This window comes from Pseudomonas sp. GYB4201 (assembly GCF_056312595.1).
On the sequence record NZ_JBWGIG010000077.1, the window covers coordinates 1 to 9,400 of the forward strand.

Annotated in this window: 8 protein-coding genes; 7 read left to right on the forward strand and 1 reads right to left on the reverse strand. The window is 68.5% G+C overall.

Annotated elements, in window-relative coordinates; translation table 11 throughout:
- Positions 1-92 precede the first annotated feature (92 nt).
- The gene (locus AC0Z2B_RS32265; RefSeq protein WP_476302200.1) at positions 93-1,025 is read right to left on the reverse strand and encodes a LysR family transcriptional regulator; all 933 of its coding nucleotides are present in this window, start codon (positions 1,023-1,025) and stop codon (positions 93-95) included.
- 98 nt (positions 1,026-1,123) lie between these two features.
- On the opposite strand from AC0Z2B_RS32265, the gene AC0Z2B_RS32270 reads away from it, so the two are divergent.
- From AC0Z2B_RS32270 to AC0Z2B_RS32300, 7 genes are all read left to right on the forward strand, one after another.
- A complete protein-coding gene (locus tag AC0Z2B_RS32270; RefSeq protein WP_476302202.1) occupies positions 1,124-1,864 on the forward strand; it encodes an SDR family oxidoreductase in 741 nt (246 codons plus the stop codon).
- 22 nt (positions 1,865-1,886) lie between these two features.
- Positions 1,887-2,735 carry an ureidoglycolate lyase gene (locus AC0Z2B_RS32275; protein WP_476302204.1) on the forward strand — a complete coding sequence of 283 codons (849 nt, stop codon included), beginning with the start codon at positions 1,887-1,889 and terminating at the stop codon, positions 2,733-2,735.
- 109 nt (positions 2,736-2,844) lie between these two features.
- Positions 2,845-3,819 carry a D-erythronate dehydrogenase gene (gene denD / locus AC0Z2B_RS32280; RefSeq protein WP_476302206.1) on the forward strand — a complete coding sequence of 325 codons (975 nt, stop codon included), beginning with the start codon at positions 2,845-2,847 and terminating at the stop codon, positions 3,817-3,819.
- Between the two features lie 53 nt (positions 3,820-3,872).
- Positions 3,873-5,231, forward strand: a complete 1,359-nt coding sequence (locus AC0Z2B_RS32285) for an MFS transporter (RefSeq protein ID WP_476302208.1) — start codon at positions 3,873-3,875, stop codon at positions 5,229-5,231.
- The gene (locus AC0Z2B_RS32290; protein WP_476302210.1) at positions 5,228-6,112 is read left to right on the forward strand and encodes an NAD(P)-dependent oxidoreductase; all 885 of its coding nucleotides are present in this window, start codon (positions 5,228-5,230) and stop codon (positions 6,110-6,112) included. Before AC0Z2B_RS32285 ends, AC0Z2B_RS32290 begins: the two co-directional genes overlap by 4 nt.
- Before the next feature lie 16 nt (positions 6,113-6,128).
- Positions 6,129-7,913, forward strand: coding sequence for a dihydroxy-acid dehydratase (locus tag AC0Z2B_RS32295; protein WP_473006064.1), 1,785 nt, complete (start codon positions 6,129-6,131; stop codon positions 7,911-7,913).
- A gap of 16 nt (positions 7,914-7,929) precedes the next feature.
- Entirely contained in the window at positions 7,930-9,099 is a 1,170-nt protein-coding gene (locus AC0Z2B_RS32300) for a fumarylacetoacetate hydrolase family protein (protein ID WP_476302212.1), read from the forward strand.
- The last annotated feature ends 301 nt before the right edge of the window (positions 9,100-9,400 follow it).

Sequence of the window (9,400 nt, forward strand, 5' to 3'; positions counted from 1 at the left end):
GCGCCGTGCGGACGGCGCTCGATTTACGCTGCGCCGCAAACCTCAAGCCAATCACCCAGCCACCAGCGTATGGACGCCGCCTGCGGCAGCTGCTACGGGTTGTGGGCGCCCAGCAGTTGATCGGCGAACGCTTGCGCCGCCCACCCCGGCACCTCGTTGCGGCGGGTGATCACGCCGTAATCATCCAGTACCAGCGGGAACGGCAGGTTCAAGCGCGTCAGCCTGCCTGCGCGGATGTCCGGCTCGACCATGGACTCAGCGAGCATCGCCAGCATGGGCGCGGTCTGCAGCAGTTGCAGGGTGGTCTGCATGGAGATGGTCTCCACGGTGTTGCCCGGCGAGGCCATGCCGGCTTCGGCGAAGGCGCGCTCCAGGCGCGCGCGCATGGGGGTGCCAGCGGGGTAGACGATCCACGGCCAATTGCCCAGTTCGGCCAGCGGCAGGTCGCTGTTGCCGGCCAGTGGGTGTTGGCTGCCGGCCACCAGGCACAGCGGCTCGGGGGCCAGGGCGCGGAAGTCGAAGAGCTGGCGGTGGCGGTCGAGGGTGAAACGGGCGATCACCAGGTCCAGCTGCTTGTGCTCCAGCAGGCTCAGCAGGTTGGCGCTGGTGCCTTCCAGCACGTCCAGGGTCAGCAGCGGCCAGCGCTGCTTGATGCCGACGATGGCCTGGGGCAAGGCCTGGGAGGTGGGGGCAAAGATGGTGCCGATTTTCAGCAGGCCGTGGCCGCCCTCGCGCAGGTCGTTGACCTGGCCGACAAAGTGGCGGGCGTCGTTCAGGGCGATTTGGGCGTAGCGCGCCACGTGCACGCCGAGGTCGGTGGGCACCAGACTGCGCGGCAGGCGCTGGAACAGGTCGAAGCCGAGCATTTTTTCTGCCTCGCGCAGCATCTTGCTCACGGCCGGCTGGCTGATGCTCATCTGCTCCGCCGTGGCGTGCATGTTGCGCGTGCGCGCCAGGGTGTCGATCAGCACCAGGTGGCGAAAGCGCAGCCAGTTGCACAGTTGATTGAAGGAAACATCCGCCATGCGATAACCCCCGGTTATTGAACCTTGAGGATATCTCATTGGCGCTTATCGGCAAGGCGTTCTAGTGTTGACCCACAATAACAACAGGATGACCCGCCATGACCGTCACCGGAAAACGCGTTCTCATCACCGCCGCCGCCCAGGGCATCGGCCGCGCCTCGGTGCTGGCCTTTCAGCAGGCCGGCTTTGAGGTGATTGCCACCGATTTGCGCATCGACAGCCTGCGCGATGTGCCCGGCATCCAGGCCCTGGCCCTGGACGTCACCGACGCCCAGGCTGTGCAGCAGCTGACCGCCCAGGTGGGCACCCTCGATGTGCTGTTCAACTGCGCCGGGTTCGTGCACAGCGGCAACCTGCTGGCCTGCGACGACGAGGCCTGGCAGCGTTCCTTCGACCTCAACGTGACCGCCATGTACCGCATGATCCGCGGCGTGCTGCCGGCCATGCTGGCGGCGGGCAGCGGCAGCATCGTCAACATGGCCTCGGTGGCGGGCAGCGTGAAGGCGGTGCCCAACCGCTTCGCCTACTCGGCCAGCAAGGCGGCGGTCATCGGCCTGACCAAATCCGTGGCCGCCGACTACGTGGCCAAGGGCATCCGCTGCAACGCCATCTGCCCCGGCACCGTCGACTCGCCGTCGCTGCGCCAGCGCATCACCGAGCAGGCCCGCGCCGAAGGGCGCAGCGAGGCTGAGGTGTACCAGGCCTTCGTCGCCCGCCAACCCATGGGCCGCCTGGGCACCCCCGAGGAAATCGCCCGGCTGGCGGTGTACCTCGGCTCCGACGCCAGCGCCTACACCACCGGCGGCGTGCACGTCATCGACGGCGGCATGAGCAACTAATCCCCCTGACCAGGAACTGACCATGAAACTGCTGCGTTACGGCCCCAAGGGCCAGGAAAAACCCGGCCTGCTGGACGACCAGGGCCAACTGCGCGACCTCAGCGGCCACGTGCACGACATCGGCGGCGCCACCCTGGAGGCCGCCAGCCTGGCGAAGCTGGCGCAACTGGACGCCCGCAGCCTGCCGGCGGTGCCAGGCAACCCACGCATCGGCCCATGCGTGGGCCAGGTGGGCAAGTTCGTCTGCATCGGCCTGAACTACGCCGACCACGCCGCCGAATCGGGCATGGCGGTGCCCAGCGAACCGGTGATTTTCAACAAGTGGACCAGCGCCATCTGCGGCCCCAACGACAACGTGGAAATACCCCGCGGCTCGAAGAAGACCGACTGGGAAGTGGAGCTGGGCGTGGTGATCGGCAAGGCCGGGCGCTACATCAGCGAGGCCAGTGCCATGGACCACGTGGCCGGCTACTGCGTGATCAACGACGTTTCCGAACGCGAGTGGCAGCTGGAGCGCGGCGGCACCTGGGACAAGGGCAAGGGCTTCGATACCTTCGGCCCCATCGGCCCGTGGCTGGTGACCCGCGATGAAATCGCCGATCCGCACCAGCTGGACCTATGGCTGGAAGTGGACGGCCACCGTTACCAGAACGGCAACACACGCACGCTGGTGTTCCAGATTCCGGCGCTGATCGCCTACTTGAGCCGCTGCATGTCACTGCAGCCGGGGGACATCATCTCCACCGGCACGCCGCCGGGGGTGGGCCTGGGCATCAAGCCCAATCCCGTGTTCCTGCGCCCTGGCCAGGAAATGCGCCTGGGCATCACCGGCCTGGGCGAACAACGCCAACGCACCACCCAAGCCGACTAACCCGTAGCAGCGGCCGCAGGCCGCGTCCCGCGCGCCATAGCGGTGGGACCGGACGCAGCCTTCGGCAGCTGCTACGGGGCATTGAATTCATAAGAACAAGGAAAACATCATGCGCATTTTGATCACCGGTGGCACCGGTTTCATCGGCAAGCAACTGGCCCAGCGCCTACTGGACCTGGGCAGCCTCACCCTGCAAGGCCAAGCCGCCCAGCCCATCGAACGCATCGTGCTGTTCGACGCCTTCGAAGGCGAAGGCGTACCCACAGACCCGCGCGTGGAGGTGATTACCGGCGACGTCAGCGACGCCACCACCCTGGCCCGGGTCACCGACGGCGTGGACCTGGTGTGGCACCTGGCAGCCGTGGTCAGCAGCGCCGCCGAGGCCGATTTCGACCTGGGCATGCAGGTCAACCTGCACGGCCTCATGACCCTGCTCGAGACCCTGCGCCAGCAAGGCCGGCAGCCGCGCGTGGTGTACGCCAGCGGCTTCGCGGTGTTCGGCGGCACGCTGCCGGCGGTGGTCAACGACGACACCGCGCTGACCCCGCAGTCCTCCTATGGCATGCAGAAAGCCGTGGGTGAATTGCTGGTGGCCGACTACGCGCGCAAAGGCTTCATCGACGGCCGCGTGCTGCGCCTGCCGACCATCGCCGTGCGCCCGGGCAAGCCGAACAAGGCCGCCTCGACCTTCTTCAGCTCCATCATCCGCGAGCCGCTGGTGGGCCTGCCCGCCGTGTGCCCGGTGCGCCCCGACACCCAGGTGTACCTGTCGTCGCCGCGCCGCGCGGTGGAAGCGATGCTGCTGGGCATGACCCTGGCCCCCGAGACCCTGGGCAGCCAGCGCGTGATCCCCCTGCCCGGCCTGACCACCACCGTCGCCGACATGGTCAAGGCGCTGGAACGCGTGGCCGGCCCCGAGGCGGTCAAGCTGATTCGCTGGGAACCCGACGCCACCATCCAGCGCATCGTCGAAGGCTGGCCCAGCCGGGTCGAGGCGCCCTACGCCAGCGGCCTGGGCTTCAGCGCCGACGCCGATTTCGACGCCATCGTGCAGGCGCACATCGAGGACACCGCACCCCGCTAGCCGACACCGCTTGCACACGCCCCCACAACAATAACAAGGCGAGGCCACGCGACATGAACACACCCGATCCAGCCATCCTGGACCTTGAAAAACAGACCATCAGGCGCGTGACCAAACGCCTGGTGCCCTTCCTCATCCTGCTGTTCGTGGTGGCCTTCCTGGACCGCACCAACGTCGGTTTCGCCGCGTTGAAAATGAACCAGGACATTGGCATCAACCAGACCATCTATGGCCTGGGCGCTGGGATCTTCTTCCTCGGCTACTTCCTGTTCGAGGTGCCCAGCAACATCATGCTGCACCGCTTCGGCGCGCGGGTGTGGATTGCCCGCATCATGGTCACCTGGGGCCTGATTGCCGGCGCCATGGGCCTGCTGCAGACCGCCGGGCACTTCATCACCTTGCGCGTGCTGCTGGGCATCGCCGAGGCCGGGTTCTTCCCCGGGGTGATCTACCTGCTGTCGCTGTGGTTCCCCAGCCGCTACCGGGCACGGATGATCGCCACCTTCTACCTCGGCGTGCCCATTGCCCAGGTGATTGGCGCACCGCTGTCGGTGGGCCTGATGCAGCTGGGCGACAGCATCGGCGTGGTCGGCTGGCGGCTGATGTACATCGCCGAAGGCGTGCCGGCAATCCTGCTGGGCGTGGTCTGCTACTTCTACCTCACCGACCGCCCCGCCGACGCCCACTGGCTGACGCCGCAACAGCGGCAGTGGCTGATGGACACCCTGGAGCGCGAAGAACGCAGCAAGGCGCTGGCCGTGGACGCCGGCCTGAGCAAGGGCCAGATGATTCGCAAGGCCCTGGGCAACCGCCAGGTGTGGCTGTTGGCGCTGGTGTATTTCGGCATCACCTCGGGCTCCAACGCCATGAACTTCTTCCTGCCCAGCGTGCTGCAGTCGTTCCGCGCCTCGTTCGGCCTGGACCTGGGGCTGATGCAGAACGGCCTGATCAGCGCCATTCCCTACGCCCTGGCGGCGGTGGCAATGATTCTCTGGAGCCGCCGTTCCGACCGCCTGCAGGAGCGCCACTGGCACGCCGGCGGCGCCGCGTTGCTGGCGTCGGTGTCGATCGCCCTGGCGCTGTTGATCAACCAACCGTGGATCATCGTCATCGGCTTCGTGCTGCTGGCCATCGGCGTGTACAGCGCCATTAACGTGTTCTGGGCCGTGCCGGGCCAGGTGCTGACCGGGGTGGGTGCCGCCGCCGGCATCGGCCTGATCAACTCCATCGGCAACCTCAGCGGTTTCTCCGGGCCGTACATCACCGGCCTGCTCTACACCACCACCGGCAGTTACACGCCGGGCTTCCTGGTGATCGCCGCCCTGGTGGGCGCGGCCGGCATCGGCATGATGCTGATGCCCCGCCGCCCGGCACCTGCGGCCGACGCCAACCTGATTGGAGACAAGGCATGAGCCACCCCGTAATCGCCTTCATCGGCACCGGCATCATGGGCGCGCCCATGGTGCGCTGCCTGCTGCGCGCAGGCTTCCCCGTGCGCGCCTGGAACCGCTCGCCGGCCAAGGCCGCCGCGCTGGCTGCCGACGGCGCCCTGGTGCTGGACAGCGCCGCGGCAGCGGCCCAGGGCGCCGACGTACTGATTTGCATGCTCAGCGACGGGCCTACCTGTACCGAGGTGTTGTTTGGCGCCAACGGCGCGGCCCTGGCCCTGCGCCCGGGCGCGCTGGTGGTGGTCATGAGTTCGATACCGGTGGACGCCGCCACCGACCACGCCCGCCGCTGCGCCGAGTTGGGCCTTGCGTACCTGGACGCACCGGTGTCGGGGGGCGAGCGCGGCGCCCGCGAGGGCAACTTGGCGATCATGGCCGGCGGCACGCCGCAGGCGTTCGAACAGGGCCAGGCGGTGCTGGCGGCCATGGGCCGGCCGGTGCTGGTGGGCCCGGCGGGCAGCGGTGAACTGGCCAAGCTGGTGAACCAGCTGATTGTCGCCAGCACCATCGCCACCGTCGCCGAAGGCCTGCTGCTGGCTGAACGCGGCGGCGCCGACCCGGCCAAGGTGCATGAGGCGCTGATGGGCGGCTTCGTTGATTCGCCCATCTGGCGCCAGCACGGCCAGCGCATGATCGACGATGAATTTACCCCCGGCGGCCCGGCCAAATGGCAGCTCAAGGACACCCGCACCGCCCTGGCCCACGCCCACGGCCTGGGCCTGAGCCTGCCGGTGGCGACCCTGGTAGATGGCCTGTTCAGCGCGCTGGTGGACGCCGGCGACGGTGACCTGGACCACGCCGCCCTGATCCGCCAATTGCGCCGCCACAACCAACTGCCTGCCTGACGCCCCGGAGCCTGCCATGAGCCAAACCCCACCCCGTCGCCTGCGCAGCCAACTGTGGTTCGACGACCCCAGCCACGCCGACCTGACCGCGCTGTACACCGAACGCTACATGAACCAGGGCCTGACCCGCGCCGAGTTGCAATCGGGCCGGCCGATTATCGGCATCGCCCAGACCGGCAGCGACCTGACGCCCTGCAACCGCCACCACATCGAGCTGGCCAAGCGGGTCAAGGACGGCATTCGCGACGCTGGCGGCATACCCATGGAATTCCCCGTGCACCCCATCGCCGAGCAGTCGCGCCGGCCCACCGCGGCGCTGGACCGCAACCTCGCCTACCTGGGCCTGGTGGAAGTGCTGCACGGTTACCCGCTGGACGGCGTGGTGCTGACCACCGGCTGCGACAAGACCACCCCGGCGTGCCTGATGGCGGCCGCCACCACCGACCTGCCGTCCATTGTGCTGTCGGGCGGGCCGATGCTGGACGGCTGGCACAAGGGCAAGCTGATCGGCTCGGGCACGGTGCTGTGGCATGCGCGCAACCTGCTGGCCGCTGGTGACATCGACTACGAAGGTTTCATGGAGATGACCACCGCCGCTTCGCCCTCCATCGGCCACTGCAACACCATGGGCACGGCCCTGTCGATGAACGCCCTGGCCGAGGCGCTGGGCATGTCGCTGCCCGGCTGTGCGAGCATTCCCGCGCCGTACCGCGAGCGCGGGCAGATGGCCTACGCCACCGGCCTGCGCATCGTCGACCTGGTGCGCGAGGACGTGCGCCCCTCGCAGATCATGACCCACGCCGCGTTCGAGAACGCCATCGCCGTGGCCTCGGCCCTGGGCGCGTCCACCAACTGCCCACCGCACCTGATCGCCATCGCCCGCCACAGCGGCATCGACCTGAGCCTGGACGACTGGCAGCGGGTGGGCGAAGACGTGCCGCTGCTGGTGAACTGCATGCCCGCCGGCGAATTCCTCGGCGAGGGCTTCCACCGCGCCGGGGGCGTGCCGGCGGTGATGCACGAACTGGACAAGGTCGGCCGCCTGCATCGCGACTGCCGCAGCGTCAGCGGCCGCAGCATGGGCGAGATCGTCGCGGCGGCGCAGACCGTCGACCGCCAGGTGATCCGCAGCTACGAAGAACCGCTCAAGCACCGCGCCGGCTTCATCGTGCTCAGCGGCAACTTCTTCGACAGCGCCATCATGAAGATGTCGGTGGTCGGCGAGGCGTTCCGCAGCACCTATTTGAGCGACCCGCAGCAGCCCAACTGCTTCGACGCCCGCGCCATCGTCTTCGACGGCCCGGAGGACTACCAGGCGCGCATCAACGACCCAGCGCTGGAAGTGGACGAGCGCTGCATCCTGGTGATTCGCGGCTGCGGCACGGTGGGCTACCCCGGCAGCGCCGAGGTGGTGAACATGGCGCCGCCGGCCGAGCTGATCAAGCGCGGCATCGACTCGCTGCCGTGCTTGGGCGATGGCCGCCAGAGCGGCACTTCGGCCAGCCCGTCGATTCTCAACATGTCCCCGGAAGCAGCGGTGGGCGGCGGCCTGGCGCTGCTGCGCACCGGCGACACGCTGCGCATCGACCTCAACAGCCGCAGTGTCAACCTGCTGGTGGACGACGCTACCCTGGACCTGCGGCGCCAGGAGGCGCTGCCGGCCATCCCGGCCTCGCAGACGCCGTGGCAGGAGCTGTACCGGCAGTTGGTGGGGCAACTGTCCACCGGCGGTTGCCTGGAGCCGGCCACGCTGTACTGGCGGGTGATTCCGGAAAACGGCGCGCCGCGCCATTCTCACTGAGTGCAAGGACAGGCTTATGTCACTGACCATTGAAAATTCCCTGCCCCACGACTGGCAACGCGCCACGCTGATTGGCCGCGCCTGGTGCCCCGGCACCATCGCCGGCCCCGCCGTGGTGGTGATTCGCGACGGCCGTGTGCTGGACTGCACCGCCAGCTTCGCCACCGTGAGCGAACTGCTCAACCGCCACGACCCGCTGGCCGCCGTGCGCGGCGCCAGCGGCACCGACCTGGGCAGCGTCGAGGCGCTGCTGGGCAACAGCGGCGAGCAGCGCGACGACCGCCGCCCTTCCCTGCTGGCGCCCATCGACCTGCAGGTAATCAAGGCCGCCGGGGTGACCTTCGCCGCCAGCATGATCGAGCGGGTCATCGAGGAAAAAGCCGCCGGCGACGCGCGCCAGGCCGAGCGTATTCGCGCGCTGGTGCACGAGGTGATCGGCGACAACCTGCGCGACCTGCAACCCGGCTCGCCCCAGGCCATGCAGCTCAAGCAGGTGCTGATCGAACAGCAGATGTGGTCGCAGTACCTGGAGGTGGGCATCGGCCCCGACGCCGAGATTTTCACCAAGGCGCCGGTGCTGGCCGCGGTGGGCAGCGGCAGCGCCATTGGCGTGCACCCCGGCTCGCACTGGAACAACCCTGAGCCCGAGGTGGTGCTGGCGGTGGACAGCCACGGGCGCATTCATGGCGCCACCCTGGGCAATGACGTCAACCTGCGCGACTTCGAGGGCCGCAGCGCCCTGCTGCTGAGCAAGGCCAAGGACAACAACGCCTCGTGCGCGCTGGGGCCGTTCATTCGGCTGTTCGACGAGCATTTCAGCCTAGACGACGTGCGCGGCTGCGAGGTGGGCTTGCGGGTAGAGGGTGAGGACGGCTACGTGTTGCAGGGCCGCAGCTCCATGGCGCAGATCAGCCGCGACCCCGAGGACCTGGCCGGCCAGGCGCTGAACGCCAACCACCAGTACCCCGATGGTTTCGTGCTGTTCCTCGGCACCCTGTTCGCCCCCACCGAGGACCGCGACCAGCCCGGCCAGGGCTTCACCCACAAGGCCGGCGACCGTGTCAGCATCCACAGCCCGGCCCTGGGCGGGTTGCACAACCACGTCACCGGCAGCGACCAGGCGCCGCCATGGACCTTCGGCGTGGCGGCGCTGATGCGCAACCTCTCCCGCCGCGGGTATTTGTAGTCGCAACCCCTCCGTAGCCGCTGCCGCCAGGCTGCGCTGGCCCTGTGCCTCGCTGCAGATCTCCGGGGTTCACGCCGGCCAGCGCAGCCTTCGGCAGCGGCTACGGCGTTGCAACACCCTCCGTAGCCGCTGCCGCCAGGCTGCGCTGGCCCTGTGCCTCGCTGCAGATCTCCGGGGTTCACGCCGGCCAGCGCAGCCTTCGGCAGCGGCTACAACGTTGCAACACCCTCCGTAGCCGCTGCCGCCAGGCTGCGCTGGCCCTGTGCCTCGCTGCAGATCTCCGGGGTGCCCACCGGCCAGC

Excerpts from the sequence above, each read along its gene's own strand:
- AC0Z2B_RS32265 (WP_476302200.1), bottom strand. The coding sequence starts at position 1,025 with ATGGCGGATGTTTCCTTCAATCAACTGTGCAACTGGCTGCGCTTTCGC.
- AC0Z2B_RS32270 (WP_476302202.1), top strand. The coding sequence starts at position 1,124 with ATGACCGTCACCGGAAAACGCGTTCTCATCACCGCCGCCGCCCAGGGC.
- AC0Z2B_RS32275 (WP_476302204.1), top strand. The coding sequence starts at position 1,887 with ATGAAACTGCTGCGTTACGGCCCCAAGGGCCAGGAAAAACCCGGCCTG.
- denD (WP_476302206.1), top strand. The coding sequence starts at position 2,845 with ATGCGCATTTTGATCACCGGTGGCACCGGTTTCATCGGCAAGCAACTG.
- AC0Z2B_RS32285 (WP_476302208.1), top strand. The coding sequence starts at position 3,873 with ATGAACACACCCGATCCAGCCATCCTGGACCTTGAAAAACAGACCATC.
- AC0Z2B_RS32290 (WP_476302210.1), top strand. The coding sequence starts at position 5,228 with ATGAGCCACCCCGTAATCGCCTTCATCGGCACCGGCATCATGGGCGCG.
- AC0Z2B_RS32295 (WP_473006064.1), top strand. The coding sequence starts at position 6,129 with ATGAGCCAAACCCCACCCCGTCGCCTGCGCAGCCAACTGTGGTTCGAC.
- AC0Z2B_RS32300 (WP_476302212.1), top strand. The coding sequence starts at position 7,930 with ATGTCACTGACCATTGAAAATTCCCTGCCCCACGACTGGCAACGCGCC.